The sequence below is a fragment of the Aurantiacibacter aquimixticola genome (assembly GCF_003605475.1).
Classification (GTDB): Bacteria; Pseudomonadota; Alphaproteobacteria; order Sphingomonadales; family Sphingomonadaceae; genus Alteraurantiacibacter; species Alteraurantiacibacter aquimixticola_B.
This window is the reverse complement of the sequence record NZ_RAHX01000001.1, coordinates 1400326-1418716: the sequence shown is the minus strand read 5'-3', so window position 1 is coordinate 1418716 and position 18391 is coordinate 1400326. Positions and strand designations below refer to the sequence as shown.

The 18391-nt window shown below is 58.4% G+C and carries 15 protein-coding genes and 2 pseudogenes; 12 read left to right on the top strand and 5 right to left on the bottom strand.

Annotated elements, in window-relative coordinates; translation table 11 throughout:
* Positions 1–65 precede the first annotated feature (65 nt).
* Positions 66–497, top strand: coding sequence for a DUF1761 domain-containing protein (locus D6201_RS07075; RefSeq protein ID WP_120048161.1), 432 nt, complete (start codon positions 66–68; stop codon positions 495–497).
* Here D6201_RS07075 and D6201_RS07070 read toward each other — a convergent pair.
* Genes D6201_RS07070 through serS form a run of 3 tightly spaced genes read right to left on the bottom strand, consistent with a single transcriptional unit; the run spans position 494 to position 3660 of the window.
* A complete protein-coding gene (locus D6201_RS07070; protein WP_120048160.1) occupies positions 494–1612 on the bottom strand; it encodes a potassium channel family protein in 1119 nt (372 codons plus the stop codon). The genes D6201_RS07075 and D6201_RS07070 overlap by 4 nt on opposite strands.
* A gap of 9 nt (positions 1613–1621) precedes the next feature.
* Positions 1622–2377, bottom strand: coding sequence for a 5'/3'-nucleotidase SurE (gene surE / locus D6201_RS07065; protein ID WP_120048159.1), 756 nt, complete (start codon positions 2375–2377; stop codon positions 1622–1624).
* Positions 2377–3660: a serine--tRNA ligase gene (gene serS, locus D6201_RS07060; RefSeq protein ID WP_120048158.1), complete on the bottom strand. Its 1284-nt coding sequence runs from the start codon at positions 3658–3660 to the stop codon at positions 2377–2379. Before serS ends, surE begins: the two co-directional genes overlap by 1 nt.
* A gap of 152 nt (positions 3661–3812) precedes the next feature.
* Here serS and D6201_RS07055 point away from each other — a divergent pair, with 152 nt between their 5' ends.
* From D6201_RS07055 to D6201_RS07045, 3 genes are all read left to right on the top strand, one after another.
* Complete coding sequence (locus tag D6201_RS07055) at positions 3813–4139, top strand: hypothetical protein (protein WP_133303966.1); 327 nt, start codon at positions 3813–3815, stop codon at positions 4137–4139.
* A 155-nt stretch (positions 4140–4294) separates the two neighbouring features.
* A complete protein-coding gene (locus tag D6201_RS07050; protein WP_120048156.1) occupies positions 4295–4507 on the top strand; it encodes a hypothetical protein in 213 nt (70 codons plus the stop codon).
* A gap of 396 nt (positions 4508–4903) precedes the next feature.
* Entirely contained in the window at positions 4904–5191 is a 288-nt protein-coding gene (locus D6201_RS07045) for a hypothetical protein (protein ID WP_133303965.1), read from the top strand.
* A 166-nt stretch (positions 5192–5357) separates the two neighbouring features.
* Here D6201_RS07045 and D6201_RS07040 read toward each other — a convergent pair whose 3' ends face one another.
* Positions 5358–5720, bottom strand: a complete 363-nt coding sequence (locus D6201_RS07040) for a hypothetical protein (protein ID WP_133303964.1) — start codon at positions 5718–5720, stop codon at positions 5358–5360.
* A 305-nt stretch (positions 5721–6025) separates the two neighbouring features.
* On the opposite strand from D6201_RS07040, the gene D6201_RS13220 reads away from it, so the two are divergent.
* The 6 genes and pseudogenes from D6201_RS13220 (at position 6026) to D6201_RS07010 (ending at position 13505) form a co-directional block, all read left to right on the top strand.
* Entirely contained in the window at positions 6026–6598 is a 573-nt protein-coding gene (locus D6201_RS13220) for a DUF4402 domain-containing protein (protein ID WP_120048153.1), read from the top strand.
* A 277-nt stretch (positions 6599–6875) separates the two neighbouring features.
* Positions 6876–7379, top strand: coding sequence for a DUF4402 domain-containing protein (locus tag D6201_RS07030; RefSeq protein ID WP_165853512.1), 504 nt, complete (start codon positions 6876–6878; stop codon positions 7377–7379).
* Positions 7380–7437: 58 nt separating this feature from the next.
* Entirely contained in the window at positions 7438–7965 is a 528-nt protein-coding gene (locus tag D6201_RS07025) for a DUF4402 domain-containing protein (protein WP_120048151.1), read from the top strand.
* A gap of 108 nt (positions 7966–8073) precedes the next feature.
* Positions 8074–9030, top strand: a complete 957-nt coding sequence (locus D6201_RS07020; protein ID WP_120048150.1) for a fimbrial biogenesis chaperone — start codon at positions 8074–8076, stop codon at positions 9028–9030.
* A complete protein-coding gene (locus D6201_RS07015; RefSeq protein ID WP_133303963.1) occupies positions 9027–12707 on the top strand; it encodes a collagen binding domain-containing protein in 3681 nt (1226 codons plus the stop codon). Before D6201_RS07020 ends, D6201_RS07015 begins: the two co-directional genes overlap by 4 nt.
* A gap of 165 nt (positions 12708–12872) precedes the next feature.
* Positions 12873–13505, top strand: a pseudogene (locus D6201_RS07010) (tyrosine-type recombinase/integrase).
* Between the two features lie 142 nt (positions 13506–13647).
* Here the strand turns inward: D6201_RS07010 and D6201_RS07005 are convergent.
* Complete coding sequence (locus tag D6201_RS07005; protein ID WP_242447572.1) at positions 13648–14403, bottom strand: helix-turn-helix domain-containing protein; 756 nt, start codon at positions 14401–14403, stop codon at positions 13648–13650.
* Between the two features lie 197 nt (positions 14404–14600).
* Between D6201_RS07005 and D6201_RS13085 the strand changes: the two are divergent.
* A pseudogene (locus D6201_RS13085) lies at positions 14601–16721 on the top strand (SDR family oxidoreductase).
* Positions 16722–17224: 503 nt separating this feature from the next.
* The gene (locus D6201_RS06990; RefSeq protein ID WP_242447464.1) at positions 17225–18355 is read left to right on the top strand and encodes a tyrosine-type recombinase/integrase; all 1131 of its coding nucleotides are present in this window, start codon (positions 17225–17227) and stop codon (positions 18353–18355) included.
* The last annotated feature ends 36 nt before the right edge of the window (positions 18356–18391 follow it).

The window sequence follows — 18391 nt, the reverse complement described above, 5'->3', positions numbered from 1 at the left end:
CCCTACACCCGCGGGCGGCGATGCGCTAGTGGTGACAGCGGGTCGACACAGAGGGGAGAGGTGTAGTGGGTGAGACGAACATGCTCGCAGTGTTGCTGGGAACAACCGCGTTCTTCGCGATCGGTGCGCTCTGGTACGGACCGCTCTTCGGCAAGCCGTGGCAGCGACTGACAGGCATCACGATGGGCGACGATGGAGAGGTCGTCACTGATGGCAGCGCTCCGCGTACCAGAAACCCGGTGTGGCTGATCATGCTGCTGTGCTTCGCGTTCGAGATGCTGGTCGTGTTGACGCTCGGTCACCTCGTCGCCGCGACGCAGCCGAGCGACCGGGCGATCATGATGATGGCAGTGGGTCTGGGCGCAGCCGTGATGGCCCCGGCGCTGGGCATCAACTACCTCTACCAGATGCGGCCTGCAAAGCTGTTCGCAATCGATGCCGGCTATTTTGTCACCGGCATGGCGGCGGCAGGCGGCGTTTTCGTGGCTATGACCTAGCCGGCAGCCTGGGCGGCGGCTTCCTCCGCTTCGCGCTGTTCGCGGGTCGCATCCGGCTTGTCGTCGTCCGAAGGCAGAATTTCGACCACGATATCGCCAGCCTGCAGGCATTCGGCCTCATGTTCCCAGAAGCCGCAGGCTCCGCCGTTGCGATAGATCCGAAGACCCCGGCCCTTCGTGGCGAGATCGCTGAGCGGCTTGCCGATCTCTTCCTTCAGCACTTCGCGTTCAACCAGCTTCACACGCCCGGTAACAGAGGCCAGATCGCCCAGGTAATCGGCGATGTGCGCACCCTCGGCGGAGCCTGCCAGCAGCAGGCCGGTGAAGCGCACCGGGTTGATGACGTTGTCGGCGCCGGCCTGTCGCGCAATCAGCTCGTTATCGGCTGCGCGCACCACCACGCTGATCGGCACGTTTGGCGCGAGGTGACGGACGCTGAGCACGATCAAGATCGAGGCATCGTCGCGGCCTGCCGAAACGAGCACCGCCTGTGCTTCATCGATATGTACGGCTTCGAGATTCTCGTCCCGCGTCGCGTCCGCCTCGATGACATTGCAGCCGAGCGCCTCGGCATTTTCAAGCCGCTCCTGATCCATGTCCATCACCACTATGCAGGATGGATCGGTGCCGCGCTCGATCAATTCGCCCACCGCTTCGGAGCCGGAGACGCCGAAGCCGAGGACGACCACATGGTCGGTCAGCTTTTCCTGAATGCGAGCCATGCGCCATTTCTCCCAGCTGCGCTTGATGATGAAGTTGTAGGCCGTGCCGACGAAGATGAAAAACACGGCGAAACGGATCGGGGTCACGATGATGGCCTCCACAAGGCGCGCCTGATCGCTGATCGGGGCGATATCTCCGAAGCCCGTGGTCGTGATCGAAATCATGGTGAAATAAACCACGTCGAGGAAGCTGACATGGCCATCGAGATTGTCGACAAGGCCTTCGCGGTCCCACCAGTGGATCATCACGACAATAAAGATCAGGAACAGTGCAAGGCTCAGCCGGATGCCGAGATCGCCCCATACCGGTATCCGGACAGCGCGGCGCAGCGGCGCGAACTGACGTTTGCCGAGCCGACGCTTTCGTTTGTCCTTGGCGCTCGATCTTGCCACCGCGCTCTCCTAAGCCGCGAACCGATCGGCCAGCGCGCCGATTGCTGCATGATGGGTAAGGTCGAGTTGCAGCGGCGTCACGGCTATATACCCGTCCGCCACCGCTTCGAGATCGGTGCCATGGTCGAGCGTGTGTTCCGCATCCTGCAGGCCGAACCAGTAATAGGGCCGTCCCCGCGGATCCCGTCCCTCGACCAGCGAGCCGCGCGCGTAATCGTGAAATCCCTGCCGCACCACGCGAATGCCGCGCACATCGTTGGCGGGCAGGGCCGGGAAGTTGACATTGATGAAAGTGCGGCGGGCCATGGAAATGTCGATGAGCGGTTCCAAGACGCGCTCGCCCCATTCTTCGGTCGCGGAGAAACTTGGGCCGTTGTCGCGAAAGGCCTGGCTAAGCGCGATTGCCGGGATACCGGCGAGCGCCGCTTCCATTGCAGCCGATGCCGTGCCCGAATAGGTGATGTCATCGCCAAGATTTTCGCCCGCATTCACGCCGGAAATGACGAGGTCGGGTCGCGCATCGTCGAACAGTTTGCGCAGGGCGAGGTTGACCGAATCGGTCGGCGTGCCGGTGACCGAATATCGACGCTCGCCATGTTTTCGCAGGCGGACCGGCTGATGCAGCGTCAGCGAGTGGCCTGCGCCAGATTGCTCTTCCGCCGGAGCGCATATCCACACATCGTCGGAAAGCTGCGCCGCCAGCGCCTCCAGCACGGCGAGACCGGGCGCATGAATGCCGTCGTCATTGGTCAGAAGAATGCGCATCAGGCTGCAGGTAGCAGAATGTCCACGCCGCCCATATAGGGCTTGAGCACGTCCGGCACCACGACCGCGCCATCCTCGCGCTGATAATTTTCCATCACCGCCACCAGAGTGCGACCGACGGCAAGGCCGGAGCCGTTCAGTGTGTGGACGAACTGCGTTTTCTTGCCACCAGCTTCCGGGCGATAGCGGGTATTCATCCGCCTTGCCTGGAAATCGCCAGTGTTGGAGCAGGACGAAATCTCACGATAGGCTCCTTGGCCCGGAAGCCAGACTTCGAGATCGTAGGTCTTCCGTGCACCGAAGCCCATATCTCCCGTGCACAGCAGCATCTTGCGATAAGGCAGGTCGAGGGCCTTCAGAATGCCCTCAGCGCACGCTGTCATCCGCTCATGCTCGGCCTCGCTATCCTGCGGGCGACAGATGCTGACGAGCTCGACCTTTTCGAACTGGTGCTGGCGGATGAAGCCGCGTGTATCCTTGCCCGCCGCGCCCGCTTCGCTGCGGAAGCAGAGCGTATGCGCAGTGAGGCGAATGGGCTGCGCAAGCTCGGCGATAATGTCGCCAGCGACCGATGCGGTGAGGCTGACTTCGGATGTTGGGATGAGCCAGCGATCATCGGTTGTCCGGAAGCTATCGTCTGCGAACTTCGGCAGCTTGTCGGTGCCGAACATCGCGGCATCGTTCACCAGCACTGGCGGATTGCATTCGGTGTAGCCGTTCTCGCCGGTCTGCGTGTCGAGCATGAACAGCGCGATCGCGCGGTGCAGCCTGGCCATATCGCCGCGAAGGAAGGAAAAGCGTGCGCCCGCCAGCTTGGCGCCGGTCTCGAAATCCATGCCGAGCGCGGGGCCGAGATCGGCGTGTTCTTTCGGCGTAAAATTGAATCCGCGCTTCTCACCCCAAGTGGACACTTCGACATTGTCGCCGTCATCATTACCCGACGGCACGTTCTCGGCGGGCGCATTGGGGAGGCTGGCGAGCAGCACCTTCACCTGTCCACCAAGCTCCCGCTCACGCTCTTCGAGGGCGGGCATGTCGGCCTTGATCTGCGCGACTTCGGCCTTCAGCGCATCGGCCTTTTCCGTGTCGCCTTGGCCCATCGCCTGGCCGATCGCCTTTGACGCCTCGTTTCGGCGACTCTGCGCTTCCTGGAGGCGCGTTAGGATTGCACGATGCTGCTCGTCCAGCGACAGGATTTTCGCTGCCTCCGGCTCGGCACCGCGTTTGGCGAGTGCGGCATCGAAGGCTTCGGGATTTTCGCGGATCTGGCGAAGGTCATGCATGGCGGCGGCCTATGCCCGCGCCTGTGCCCACTTGTCCAGCACTCGGAAGCACCGACTGTGCGGCCCGTCGGTTAGTATTGCCGAGATGGACAGGTCCGGCATCCTGCGCGACGGCGATGCGGGGAGTCGACTGCTCCGGCCGCATCTTGGGTATGTCGAACGAAACCGCGATCTATCTGTTTAGGCCCGACCGCTTGCCGACGCGGCAGAGCTTTGTCGCCGCCGAAACCCGAGAAGCGGAGCGTCTGGTGCGAGCGGTCGAGGTGCTGGAGGAAGAGCGCCGCGAGCTAGCGCAGTTCCAGAGCGATCTCACGGTTGGCGATGAGACTAATTGCGGCCTCGTCATCGAGATCCGCGGACCGCTTGCCGAGATCGCAGTGCCCGTGAACAGGCACGCGCCGAGCGGCGCCGGGACGTTCTGGTCGCGGATCGACCGGCTCGCGCCGCCATACACCTCGGTGTGCAGCTTCGGGCTGTGAACATGGATATTCAATCTGCCGGGGCTCACCTGCCATGAAGATCACATTCGGAAGCCGCTATTCGATCGAGGAGTTTGGCGAGGCGATGGACAAGGCGCTTCAGACTCTTAGGCTCAACGTTGCCGACGGCGTTGCCAATGTCAGCGTGTTCCTCCATGGCCACAAAGGACAATCGCAAGTTCGTCCTGACCGAACCGGGCGACGAGAGAAAGGTCGTCGAGCATCTTGAATACAACCCGCCTGTGGTCAAACGCTTCAACGAGATCCATCATAGCGTGAGGCGCGTAGAGCAGGAGAGCGCTAGCGACGGCGAACCGGGGGCAGAAGCCCGAACCGGCAGCAGATATTCGCGAAGATCCGAGCGATAGGAATACTGCCGAACCGATGACGCAAACGGGAGAAAAGTGGATGCGCAAATAGACCTACCGCACTGTCGATCGCGACAAGCTCTGCCGCGATCTCGATGACGTTCTTGCCGATGCTGTAATCCGGCCTGTCGGGGTCGAAGCTGACGATAGCGGGCTGCCATCCTTCATCCTGTTGTCGCGATGTGAGTACGAGGCACTGGTCCGCTTCAGCAACGCCAGGACCATGGAACTGCTCTATGATGAGGAATTCGCGGCGGGAATGACATCGCCCGTTCTGGACGATATGAACACGATGGCCGACAACTAAAACCAGAGAACCTTTCGCCTGCCCGACTGCATCGCCTCACGGCTCCGTGGTCGGCGGGATTGTTGCAAGCAATCGAAAGGTTCGAATTCATGTCAAACAATGCCTGTTTTCGAGTGTCGGTCGACGAGGTCGCGAAGGACTTCGCCAATTATGCCGAATTGGCGAAGACCCGCACCTTCGAGATCTACGATCGGGGCAAGGTCGAGGTCATGCTCGTGCGGATCGATGCAGTGTCGGACTTCCATGACCAGCTGCAGACCAACACTCCAGCCGGGCTGATGTCCGATAGCGAACGCGCTGAGTTCAAAGCGCAGTCCGAGCGATTGCGGCGATGGATCGAGGAGATTGGCGACGTCTGGCCTGACGAAATGCAATAGCGAAACGGTGCGGTTCGTCATGCCGAGGGCGGGCGGGTCGCGCCTAATTCGACAGAAACATCTGTTCAACAGGCTGTGCAGATCTTGACAGGTACACGAACTTACCGAGTTGCAATCTATCGGCGATCATGCGGCAGAGCCTAAGTGCTCCGGACAAAAAGGCGCCTCAGGAATAGACGCCGTCCTGCGTCAAATCCATGAACTCCTTCACGCCTTCCGCATCGCCGTAGGCAAGATGCGCAATGGCAGGCAGCCTTCCCATCGGGACGATTGGATAATGATTGAACCAAGTGACGGCGCGTTCCTCGTTGCCAGCCACTTTGGTGGCACTTTCGAGAATGTTTAACAACGGATCGAACGCAGCTTGCGTGGCAGCCGACAGGTTATCGCGAGAAAGAGCGGATGGTTGCACACGGACAGTGCGCGCCAGCTCGGCCTTCGAAATGGTCAATCGCCGAGCAAGATCATCAGCCTCTTCACGAGTGCAGTGCCTGCGCCAGGTTGTCTCGGTTCCAAAGGTTGCGGCCATGTCGCTGACTATAGACTCATTTGTGCGGTTTCGCGAACGCGAAGATACCGTACTGCCGCCGCCTGTCTTGAAGAAATTTCTGACGTCAGCGTATGTCCGCTTTGCGCCCCAATCTTGGACATAATCGTCCGAGCTCTTAAGACCTGAAAGCGCAAACTCGATAGCACCATTCCGGCGGACGCCAAAAATACAAGGGCATGCAGACAGCTGACGGCTTACTCCAAGGCTTTATTGAAACTGCGACAGCTAAAGGCTAGTTCGGAAAGCACAGTTTGCCTTTTCGAAAGCCGACGCAGACAGTCCTTATGCTATTTCCCCTTTCGATTTCTCTGGCGAAATCAGCACTGTTGATAGGCGCCATTCCTCTAAACGCGGAGCTCCCCTCATCGAACGACGTAGATCCCGCTCGCGTTACGATCAGAGCGGAAAGCGATCTTCATTTCGGTACATTCATGGTGTTTGGGACCGGGCGACGAACGGTTAGCGCTAATGGGCTGGTAACAGATGATGCTATCGTCGCGCTGGAAGGCAGCACTCCCTCTCCCGCTCGCTTCACAGTTACATATGATCGCGGAAACCAGAGTCGGCGCGTGCTCGACATTGAAATCGACCTTCATGTCTACGACACTTCGCGCGTCACGGTTGACGGGATTGAGGCTGATGTTTCCTCGATCCAAACCGATATTCCCGGCGCAACCCGCCTAGAGAGCGGACGACCGATCAGAATATCGATCCCAAATTGCCGGACTCGGATTTGTACGAGCACGTTTTCGGTAGGCGGTACACTTACCGTGAGCCGATCATATGGTGGCGCATCTCTGACCGTTCCCCTTCCCGTTTATGTCGAATTAGTTTCCGAGGGCAGGCCACGTCGCTGATAAAACCGTCAATCTAGAGCTTAAGTGATCTCGGGCCAGAGAGCCAAGCCCCATGCCTTATGATATGGATCTCGAGCGGACGGCGCGTCCGAGCAGGCAGTTGATCGTCTAACTTCTCTTTTCGTAGGTTCATGTCTGTAAAACCGTGTCACTACTGAGCAGTTTGTTAATCTTTACGCATTAACCCGTAGCCATCGGGAGGGCGTCCTTAACCCTTCTCGCTGGGGCGCTCGCTTTCAATGCGGGCGAAATCAAAGACCATAAAAGGGTATATGACGTGAAGAAATTTGCTGTTCTGGCTGCAACTGCAGCAGCTTTTACCTCGACCTCCGCTTTCGCGCAGGCGCTTGATGACAACCAGGCCGAAGGTTCGGCGACTGCAGAAGTCGTAGCTCCGATTACGCTGACGCATGTTGCTGGCGCTGAACTGAGCTTCGGCACCTTCACTGCAGGTGCTGGCGGCACGGTCGTTGTGACCCGTGGCGGCGCTGGCTCGACAACTGGCGACGTTGTCCTGCTTGCTGGTTCGAACGAATCTTCGGACGAGTTCACTGTTGCCGGCGACGCAAACCGTCGTTTCTCGATCACCGTAAACAACGGCACGATCACGCACACCAACGGCACCGACACGATGGCCTTTGTGCCGGACGCACGTGCCAACCACACGCTTGATGCTGCTGGTGCAGCGGACTTCACGGTTGGCGGCGCGCTGACCGTTGGCGCCGACCAGGAAGCTGGTGACTACGCCGGCACCTACCTCGTCGAAGTCGCCTACAACTAAGTGTTTTGTGCGGGTCGCTATCTTGGCGGCCCGCACCTAACCCTTCAGAAGAACTAGCATGAAGCTCTATCCAGCCCTTGCAGCTGCGATAGCCATGTCGCTCGCTTCATTCTCGCTTCCAGCCAACGCGCAGGACGAGGACTCCGAAGCAGAGGGAACGGCAGGCGCAGCGGTTGTTGCACCTTCGCGTGTCACGCGGATCGCCGATCTGCGGTTTGGCGCTTTCGCCAGCCCGGCCACGGCAAGCACGCTTCGCGTTGGCGTAGACGGTTCGGTCGTCCCGACCGGCGCGGTGGCTTCAGCCATGTACGTGGCACAACCGCCTGACGGTCGCGGCCCTGCTCAGTTCAGAATCGAACAGGATGGCAGCTTCTTCTTCATCGCCTACTATCCACGGTCCGTGACGATCAGCAGCGGGTCCGACAGTATGCTCGTTGATAACACCACGGCACGACTGGTCCGCACTTCGACCGCGGGTACCAATTCCGAATGGCGGCTGGACATGGGCGGCACGCTCAACATCGGCGCCAACCAGTCACCGGGAAGCTACTCGGGCGATTTTGTAATAACGGTGCTTTACTTCTAGGTCAGGCTTGTCACCGACTAGATAGTTTCCCATAGCCCGTCCCGTAATGAAACATCGGGTGGCGTCGTGACGTTTTCCATAATTCAAAGAGCTTTTTGCCCCAAAGGCGTGGCTGTTGGCTTTCTTGCTGCAATAGCGATCTGCGTGCCGATCTCCGACGCTAGCGCGCAAGAGGGATCGGTGCAATCGACCGAAGCGCAAGAGGCTGATCCCTACAATGATGAGGCGGTACTGGGACTGCGCCCGACCACCGTTCCGCCAGAAGGCTCGGTCGGCGGCATGGGCGATATCAATCTCTATCCCCGTCGTATAATTGTGGACCGTCGCCAGAGGGTTGCGACTGTTGGCCTCTACAACCGCGTAGCAGCCACAGGCGAGTATGAGATTTCAGTGCGCGATCTTGTCATGACGCCGGAAGGCGGGCTCGTTCCAACAGATGCCCCCGATGCGTCGGCAACTCTAGAGCGGCTTAATCCCGCCAGTGATATGTTGCGTTGGTCTCCGCGCCGAGTGCGGCTTGCTGGCAATGAAGCGCAAACCGTTCGTGTCATGGCGAGGCCACCCGCCGACCTGCCCGATGGCGAATACCGATCGCACTTTACTGTCATTTCCGTGCCGGAGACGGATGAGGGTCTGACTATCGAACAAGCCACAGGAGCAGGTTCTGGCGGAGAGGGAATTGGCGTCGTCATTCGCCCGCGGTTTGCAATTTCTATTCCGGTGATTGTTCGTATCGGCGAAACGACTCTTGATGTCGGCATTGAGGCTGCAACCGTCGTCGAAACTGCCAGTGGCGTGGCCATCCGTCTACGGCTCACTCGTGCCGGCACCCGCTCCGCCTATGGAGATGTGGTCGTATCGGCAGACGGTGCCCAAGAGCCGGTAGCCATCGCGCGTGGAGTCGGAATCTACCCGGAGGTCGACTACCGCGACATCGAGCTTTTCGTCCGTCCCGACCTGGATCCAGCCCTACTGCAATCCGGCCGCGCCCTGACCATTAGTTTCGTCGATGATGACGTATCACCAGGCGAAACATTAGCCAGTCAGGACATTCTTGTGCCGTGATGCGCCCTCCGTCGAAACAGTTGCTTGGCGGCCTCTCTTTAGGCTCGGCAATTCTCGGCGTTACGATCAGTGGCAAAGTCGAGCAGCTAGCGGGCGAAGATCCATTCCGGACCGTTGGTACAGTCGATAGTAGTGCCGTTGCGGATCTGGCCAATCGAGAGGGTGCTCCACGCAACGGCCACTACGATTGGCGAAGGTTCCAACAAGAGCTGCCTGTTTTGCCTGGGCCGAGCTTCGGACAGACCGACTTGACTGTGGCTCCCGCACTCGTGCCGCATCAGCGTTTCGTAATAGCAGCGACACCTGAAACCGAGGGCCCCCATCGGGTTCGCCCTCCCGTCAGCGACGATGCGCGCTACGCCGCTCTCGGCGAACCTGTGGCAGCAAGAGAAGACGAGACCTTGCCGGTTGCAGATGATCCACGAGTCATTGTCGCGATCTCACCTGAACCTGCTGCAATCAATCCCGTGGTGCCGCATGAAGGTCTTGCTGCACCGAGCGATCAAATTGGCGACGAAGACAAGGCCTCTGAACAAAGCGTAGACGTTGCAGTCGGTACGGAGATATCATTTCCTGACCCGCGATTCGGATCAGTCAAAGTCAAGCACCGCCTCCGAACTCACGAAATCGCAAATCAGCATGTCTTAAGCGTTGCTGACACTCGAACGGACATCGAGAATAAAACCGATTCTGCGGCACCGCTTGAAGGAGTCACGACAGCGGTCTCCGCCTACACACACGCAATCGACTGCGTGCTCGACGAATTCTCGATTGAAGTGACAGCAGAGCTGGAAGCGGAAGACTCTGAGGAGCATTCAGAACTTGAGGCCCCTGTGCCTATGGGTTCTGCGGCGTCCGAACGTGCACATAGCAGCGACACACTTTTGGATCGCACCCTTGATGCCCAGCTCGCTGATAGCGGTGTGGCTTTGTTCAGCAAAACGGAAACATCAGAAGCTTCTGACTTCGCGCCACCACCCGACACGTTGGCAGCAACGACTACAAGTATTCCCGCCATTGGCGAGACCGACGACGCAACCTCGATTGGCAATCAAGATGATCCGCTCTTCGGTTACGATGACGAGCTCATTCTGCAGCTTCGAGTGGTCGGTACATCTGCCACCGAGACCATCATTGCCTATGGCGCCAGAGATGGCACCTATCTTCCCGTAGGTGAACTCTCGCGACTGTTGGATTTACCGATCCAGATCAGTGATGACGGCAATTATGCCAGCGGCTGGTACCTGTCCGAAGATCGCACGGTCTTTATCAATCTGCGGGAAGGGACAATCGAGCTACAGGGTCGGACGATCCAATTAGATCAATCTGCAGGGCAGGCATTTGACGGAGAAACCTTCCTGCGTGCCGATCTCTTCGCGGAAATCTTCCCGTTAGAAGTCGAGACGGACTTGCGCTCTCAAGCGATCATCCTCACCACCTTGGAGCCGTTTCCATTCGAGGAGCGGATGCGGCGACGGGCGGAGAGGGAGCGGCTTAGTCTACGCGCCAATTCGCCAGAGCAAGCTGCATGGCCACGTGAAGAATTGCCATGGGCGGCGCTTTCCTTTCCGATCATCGACGCGGAACTCCGGGCGGTCTCCGATGTGCCTCGCGGCGAGAGGTTTGAGAGTGATCTTCGCATCGCCGGAGATTTCGCATTTCTGACAGCGCAAGCCTATGTGAGCGCGACCACGCGAGATGGCCTCACGGCTGCGCTTGTTGAATTGGGAAGGCGGGACGCAGACGGCGACCTGCTCGGCCCACTTCAGGCTACTGAATTTGCCTTAGGCGACGTCGCGACGCTCGCAATGCCCGTCGGGCTTCGTGGTGCCTCAGGAAGGGGCGCATTCGTTACCAACCAGGCATTGGACGGTTTTTCAGTTTTCGATGAAATCGATTTTCGCGGTGTTCTCTTGGACGGCTATGAAGTCGAACTCTATCGGAACGACATCCTGTTGGGATCGACGCGCGAACGGGTGAACGGGCAATACGAATTCCTCCAGATTCCGGTCGACTATGGCCTGAATGTTTTCAGGCTCATCTTCTACGGTCCGCAAGGTCAGCGGCGTGAAGAGGTCCGCCGGATCAGCGTAGGGGACGGAAGGCTCGCCTCTGGGGGCTTGCAATATTCCGCCGGAATCGTCGAGCGGAGCGTCAACCTGCTAGGTGTCGAGGGCCCTGATTTCCGGCCAGACACGCGCTTTGGCGATCTACAGGCCGTTGCCGAGGTTTCATACGGTCTGAATTCGTCAATCACCGTGAATGCAAGCGGAGCCATGTTTGAGGATCGCGGGGCGGATCGGTGGATCGCGACAGGCGGCCTTAGGTCTGGTTTGGGTGGACTGGCCATCCTGGCAGATGCTGCATTTTCCGACGGCGGCGGAACGGCCTTCGGTGTCGGCTTGGGCGGACGCGCACTTGGCGGAGGATTTCGCCTTACGCACTTTGAATACTCAGGGCCGTTTATCGATGAGCTTCGTGCCACAGGCACTCAGCCACTCACACGAGCGACAGAGGTCGACTTCAACACATCCATCGATCTTGGCAACGATCTCTATGTACCGCTGACCCTGAGGGGTCGTAGGACCGCATTCCAGGACGGACGGGTCCAAACCAACGCATCGCTGCGCGCGTCTGCACGGTTCTCAGGCCTCATCGCTTCGTCGGCAGTGAGCTATATTGAACTCTCCACTCCAACCGGTTCCGGCTTCGATCAGGCGCTTGCCAGCTTCGATCTGGCGACGTTCAACAGGTCATCCACGCAACTAAGGGGATCGGTCGGTTTCCGCTTGTTTCCCGATACCGCGATCACCCAAGCAGCTGCCGAAGTCAGTCATGCATTGGACGACAGAACTGTCCTCCGTGCATCAGCTGGCTACGCCTTCGAAAATGGCGGAGCGACGCTTGGATTTTCGGCAGTACGAGAGTTTGATCGGTTCTCTCTCGCGCTGGACAGCCAATATGATTTCGAGCGTGATGATCATGTCATCGCTCTGCGTCTAAACCTCAGTTTCGGACGCGACCCGGTACGAAATTCATTCTTCGTCGCGCAACCGGGCATGGCTGGCTCTGGCGCCGTTTCGGTCCGCGCATTTCATGACCTTGATGGAGATCACGCCTTTAGTGCCGGGGACGTCCCACTGCCCGACGTGACGATCAGTTCGGCCAACGCGTCGACATTAACAGATGAATTTGGTCGAGCCCGACTTGGGCAGCTTGGCAACGGCAACCGTGTGGTGATCCAACTTGACCCTTCGAGCCTTCCCGACATTTACATGTCACCGGTGAACCGAGGTATTCAAGTCGAGCCCCGCGCTGGCCGTTTCCAAACACTCGACTTCGCGGTCGTCGAACTGAGCGAGGTTGAAGGCATCGTCTCGTTCCAAGAGGAGGAGAGCGAACGCGGAGTATCCGGCCTTCGGCTGCAAATGTATGATGAAACAGGTGAGCTTGTCGACTATGTGCGGACTGAGCGCGGCGGTTACTTCTTTTTCGAAAGAGTCCCACCAGGCACGTACAGCTTCATTATAGATCCCGAGCAAGCAGAACGCTTGGACCTGTGTCTGTCGGCTCAGGAGCCGCTACTAGTAGCTTCGGTAAGCGAGATCTATAATCTGGAGCTAAAGGTGCAAGCCTGCGAACCGGAGCTCCGCGACCTGCAAACTACAGGAAGCTAAGTCAGAGACTATGCGAGAACCACTTTTTAGAGGCGCGACCCTCTTACCGATTGCCCGCTTCTCTGAGGCGCGAGACCAGAAGCGGACGGTCCGCTTCCGGCCCACAATTAGCACCACCATTTTGAGCGTTACCTTCTCGGCCAATACTGGCCGAGGGGAAAGACTATGGGATGTTCACGATTTGATACAGCGATGCGGCATCGCCCGGCCTGGAACGCTGGAAAGAATGTCGGAACGAAGCGTCCGCTGACGCAGGAACAGATCTGGGCGATCCGCTTCCATCTCGATCGCGAAGAACGATTGAGAGACAAAGCCCTTTTCGATCTCGCCATCGACAGCAAGTTGCGCGGTTGCGATCTAGTGAAAATTAAGATCGGTGACGTGGTTGCGGGTGCCAACATTCGCAATTGAGCCACTGTAATCCAGCAAAAGACCAATCGATCAGTGCAGTTTGAACTCACAGCCCACGTGAGAGCCACCTTGCTTGCATGGCTGGAAAAGCGAGGCGGTTCCACCAGCGATTATCTATTCCCGAGCCGTGTCGACTTAACCGGCCATATGAGCACACGACAGTATGCACGCTTGGTCGATGAATGGGTAACGGCGATCGGCCTTCGCAAGGCTGAGTACGGGACGCATTCGCTCAGACGAACGAAGGCAGCGATGATCGACCGCGCAGCGGGCAACATCCGGGCTATCCAGATTCTGCTGGGCCATACGAAAATCGAGAACACGGTGCGTTACCTTGGTGTCGATGTCGAGGATGCTTTGCTACTAGCTGAGAGGACCGACATCTGATCACATCTGCGGTCGGCCAAATCTGCTGGCCGACCGCTTCTGGCCAGCAGATTTGGCGATGCTATGACCGACTTTGGATGGTTTGAAGACTGTTCGCTATTGGTCGCTAACACGCGCTAAGCAGACGAACACCGAGGACGTCTCAACCATTCCGTCGAAATTCGCTCGGCGACATTCCTAGTCGAGCCGAAAAATGTTTTGTAAGATGGCTGTGGCTGGAAAAGCCGCACGCGACAGCGATCTCGGCAATGGGCTTCCCTGTGTGCAAGAGCTGCTCTCGAACCCTCCGCAACCGTTGGTCGATAATATGCTGCATCGGTGTCGTGCCGAATTCGAGCATAAAGCCCTCAAGCAGTTGATGTTCACTCATCCCGGCTACGTCGGCCAGGGCAGAGAGAGTGATCGTCTCATCAAGATTATCGGCGATATATTCCGCTAGTCGTTTCACAGCAGGAAATGGCAGCTCGGATCTACGCCTCTGCCGAAATGCGGGACGCTGTCTGTCGGGCTGATATTGTGCCAAAATATGCGCCGTTAGCGCTTGCGCTCCATGATGCGCTCCAAGACGCGCAAGGTCGCCTGAGCTTCGAAGCATGTCGCTAAGCTGGATAGCAGCCTGCAACAAATACGGATCGTAGCGACCAAGGAAGCCGGATAGTTGCACATCCGTAACCCGTCCGCCGAGCCATTTTATCGCGGCAGCCGGATCGATCTTGATAACGGCATAAGTGACGACGCCGCCCCTGGCTGCAGTGATGTAGCGCCGCTGCGCCGGTACCGACCAGACTTCGCCGGCGATTGCGCCGCCGCGGATCGACCCGCTCCCTTCGGGCTCGGATTCCAAGCGTTCCATGCGGCCGTCGAGATGCAGGATTAGCGTGTGCCGATCGTCCTGCATTGGCCATTCAACGCCTTCACGGATGTTCTCGCGGTAACGCCCGAAGGATAAGCCAGGCCCGCTTTCTTCCAGCAGGGTTACGGGTTGGGCAGCGGCGCTCATCCGGAGATCGTACAAGCTTAGCGGAGCACGCCAAAGCGATCGGGAGGCCGCGTGCGTATCTTGAAGGCCACCCGTCAACTTCAGGAGAGCATAACATGAAGACCACACTCGAAAGCATGAACGTTCTTGTCACCGGCGCATCGAAGAAATTGGGCGGTCTCATCGCACGCGATCTCCCAAAGCATGGCGCGAGCGGCGTCGCGATCCATTACCACAGCGATTCATCGAAGGGCGATGCCGAGCAGGTCGCGAAAGATGTCGAAGCGGCCGGTGCGAAATCCGTTTTGCCGTCGGGCGACCTGACCACCGATGCGGCTAACGAGAAGCTGTTTGCAGATGCGAAGGCTGCGCTGAGCGGCGTCGATATCGCGATCAACACGGTCGGGAAGGTGCTTCGCAAGCCGATCGTCGAGACGAGCGAAGACGAATACGACAAAACGTTCGATGTGAACAGCAAAGCGGCCTGCTTCTTCATAAAGCAGGCGGGCAAGCACCTCAACGATGAAGGCAAGCTCCTTACCGTAGTCACCTCGCTACTTGGCGCGTTCGCGCCCGGCTATTCGACCTATGGCGGTGCCAAAGCGCCGGTCGAGCACTTCACGCGCGCTGCCCCCAAGGAGTTTGTCGAGCGCGGTATCTCGGTTAACTCGATCGGCCCGGGTCCGATGGACACGCCGTTCTTCTACGGCCAGGAAACCGACGAGACGACTCAGTTCCACAAATCGCAGACGGCCATGTCGGCATTCTCGTCCACCGGCCTCACCGATATCGAAGATATCGCGCCCTATATCCGCTTCATTGTCAGCGAAGGCTGGTGGATGACGGGCCAGACATTCTCGTCAACGGTGAATATACGACCAAATAAGGGTCGCGCCCCCCCCCCCGGGCGCGCAGCAGCGACCCGTTGCGTGCTCCGAAGCGGAGGCGGCGACCCCCGCCTCCGCTTCATTTTTTCTTCATCAAACGTTGCCGGACCCGCTGTGGACAATCGCTTCGCCACACAGCTGCATCGCCAACAGGAGCTGTTCTGGTCGGACAAATCCAAGACCGCAGCATGGCGCCGCCTGCAGCTTGGGCGCATGAAGCAGATGCTCAACGACCACCGCGATGCCTGGTGTGAGGCGATCCATGCCGACTATGGCAAGCCGAGCTTCGAACAAGCCTTCGAGGTGATCTTGCCGACCGGGGTCATCGACAATTATCTCGCGCACCTCGATGATTATATAGCGCCTGAAGAACGCGAGCTGCCACAGCGCTTGGCTGATATGGGCTATCGCGGGATGATCTACCGCGAGCCTGTCGGCCCGACAATGGTTGTCGGCCCCTTCAACGCGCCGCTGCTGCTCGTCATCGACCCGGCTGTCGCGGCGCTCGCCGCAGGCAATCCGGTCGTACTCAAACCGTAGAACTCTACGCCCGAAGTAGCGGCATTGCTCGAAAAACTGGTGCCGCAATATTTCGAGCGCGAGGCGGTGACAGTGGTGACCGGGGGGCACGAAGAAATCAGTGAACTCCTTGAGCTACCCTTTGATTTCATTTTCTTCACCGGCAGCTCGAATGTCGGCAAGGTCGTGATGCGCGCTGCCGCCGAGCACCTCACACCGGTCATTCTCGAGCTGGGCGGGCAGAACCCCGCTATCGTGGATGCCACTGCCGATCTCGACCTCGCGGCCGAACGCATTGCATGGGGTCATATCGCCATGTCCGGCCAGTGGTGCATCGCGCCGCGCTATGTCTGCGTCGAACGCAGCGTTGCAGACGAGTTCATCGCCCGCCTCAAGCTGGCGATCCGCCGCATGTATACAGGGAACCCGAAAGCAAGCCCGGAACTGGCGCGCATGATCAGCGTCGAGGCGGCCGAGAAGGTTGCCGAAGCGATCGTAGAGGACACGGTCGTTCACGGAGGCAGTGCCGATCCCGAAAAACGCTTTATCGAGCCGACCGTCCTCTACCCTGCCGACTGGTCCGATCCTGCCATGCAGGAAGAAGTGTTTGGCCCGGTGCTCTCGGTACTGCCATATGATGATCTGGAGGACGTGATTGCGAGTATCGTCTCCAAACCCAAGCCGCTCGCCTGCTATATTTTCAGCGAGAATTCCGATGTGATCGATACGATCATCGACTCGGTCCCATTCGGAGGCGGCTGCGTCAACCAGACCAATTTGCATTGCTGGGTCGACAACCTGCCGTTCGGCGGAGTCGGCAACAGCGGCTAGGGCAAATATTACGGCAAGGATGGCTTCGACGCGCTCAGCAACAAGAAATCGATGCTTATCGCAAAGGGCGAGGAGGGCCCCGATGTCTTCCCGCCATAAGAGAGCAAGGATAGGAACCCGGTCGGTGAGGCCGATTGATACGCCCTGCGGCGAGCATTAACGCTCAGAAACAATCCATCGTATTGGACTGTGGCGGCTGCGAAGTTTGCACCTGTGATCGCAGAACATATCCGACACAATTTCGACACACTGAACGACGTCTCTGGCTAACCCATTGAAGAAATGGTGGGCGCGGCAAGGATTGAACTTGCGACCCCACCCGTGTGAAGGAGGGGGTTGCGGACAATTGCGACTTTACCCGAACAGGAAAATGCTGTAAAAACAAATGTCAATGGTCGTGGCTGTTCACCAGCGTTTTACAGGTTTTTTACAGGATTTTTGAGGAAGGGTGGTTCGGGGAGTAGATGCCTGATCTGAGCCGCATTGGGGAACGGGAAAGGTTAGTGCCGAAGGACAAGGGCGATCCGCATTGGCAGCGCCTCCGCCAAGGCTGTTACCTCGGATACAGTCCATCCGTGAAAAAGGTCGGAGGGACGTGGTTTGCTCGCGCCTATAATCCGGATACCAACCGTTATTCGCGCAAGTGCCTCGGAGACTACGGGAAGCTGAGCGGACACGACGTTTTCAAGCAGGCAAAGGCCGATGCCGAAACCTGGGCTGATACCGTGGAGAGCGGAGGGGTTCGCGCCGCCAGTCTCGTGACGGTTTCGGATGCTTGCGAGGCATATTTACGAGAGAAACCCGGTGCAATTGCAGAGGGCGTCTTCCGACGCCACGTCTATTCCGATCCGATCGCGAAGGTGAAGCTCGACAAGCTGCGGCGACATCACTTGCGGGCATGGCGCAAGCGGCTGGAGGAGACACCAGCCTTACTCACAAGGAGCAATAAGGGGGAGAAACGCTGGAAGAAGCGCGAGAAGTCGACTGTCAATCGAGATATGGTGCCGTTGCGCGCAGCCTTAGGTCAGGTGCTGATGGAGGGGCTGCCGAACACAGAGGCTGCATGGCAAGAAGCTTTAAAGCCACACAAAGGTGCCGATAAACGTCGTCCATTGTATCTTGATAAAGCAGAACGGAAGCGATTGATCGATGCGATGAGCGAAGAAGCCAAGCCGTTCGTCAAGGGCCTCTGTCTGCTACCACTTCGCCCAGGCGCGCTCGCAAAGCTCACGGCTGGCAATTTTGATAAGCGCACTCGTTCCTTGATTATCGGCTACGATAAAAACGATAATCCTCGCCAAATTTCGCTGCCACCCGTGATCGCCGATTTCTTTGCCAACCAGGTGAAGGGTAAATTGCCGGGCGGCTACATTTTTTCACGGTCGGGTGGAGCGCATTGGAACAAGGACGCTTGGAAACACCCAATTAAGAAGGCCGTCGGGGGGACCGGACTGCCAGACGCCGTATCCGCCTACACCCTCCGCCACAGCGTCATAACGGATCTCGTGCGCGCCCGCTTACCCATCCTTACAGTCGCACAGCTGTCCGGCACGAGTGTTGCAATGATAGAAAAGCACTATGGCCATTTGGTGCGGGATGATGCCGAGAGCGCTCTTGCTACGCTACAACTGTAGCTAAAAAATCTTGCATAACCCAAAATGCAAGATTAT

What these genes read in the sequence shown, in the direction of transcription:
- D6201_RS07005 (WP_242447572.1), bottom strand. Translation starts at nt 14,403, where the DNA reads ATGCAGGACGATCGGCACACGCTAATCCTGCATCTCGACGGCCGCATG.
- D6201_RS13220 (WP_120048153.1), top strand. Translation starts at nt 6,026, where the DNA reads ATGCTATTTCCCCTTTCGATTTCTCTGGCGAAATCAGCACTGTTGATA.
- serS (WP_120048158.1), bottom strand. Translation starts at nt 3,660, where the DNA reads ATGCATGACCTTCGCCAGATCCGCGAAAATCCCGAAGCCTTCGATGCC.
- D6201_RS07045 (WP_133303965.1), top strand. Translation starts at nt 4,904, where the DNA reads ATGTCAAACAATGCCTGTTTTCGAGTGTCGGTCGACGAGGTCGCGAAG.
- D6201_RS07050 (WP_120048156.1), top strand. Translation starts at nt 4,295, where the DNA reads ATGGCCACAAAGGACAATCGCAAGTTCGTCCTGACCGAACCGGGCGAC.
- D6201_RS07025 (WP_120048151.1), top strand. Translation starts at nt 7,438, where the DNA reads ATGAAGCTCTATCCAGCCCTTGCAGCTGCGATAGCCATGTCGCTCGCT.
- D6201_RS07055 (WP_133303966.1), top strand. Translation starts at nt 3,813, where the DNA reads ATGTCGAACGAAACCGCGATCTATCTGTTTAGGCCCGACCGCTTGCCG.
- D6201_RS07040 (WP_133303964.1), bottom strand. Translation starts at nt 5,720, where the DNA reads ATGGCCGCAACCTTTGGAACCGAGACAACCTGGCGCAGGCACTGCACT.
- surE (WP_120048159.1), bottom strand. Translation starts at nt 2,377, where the DNA reads ATGCGCATTCTTCTGACCAATGACGACGGCATTCATGCGCCCGGTCTC.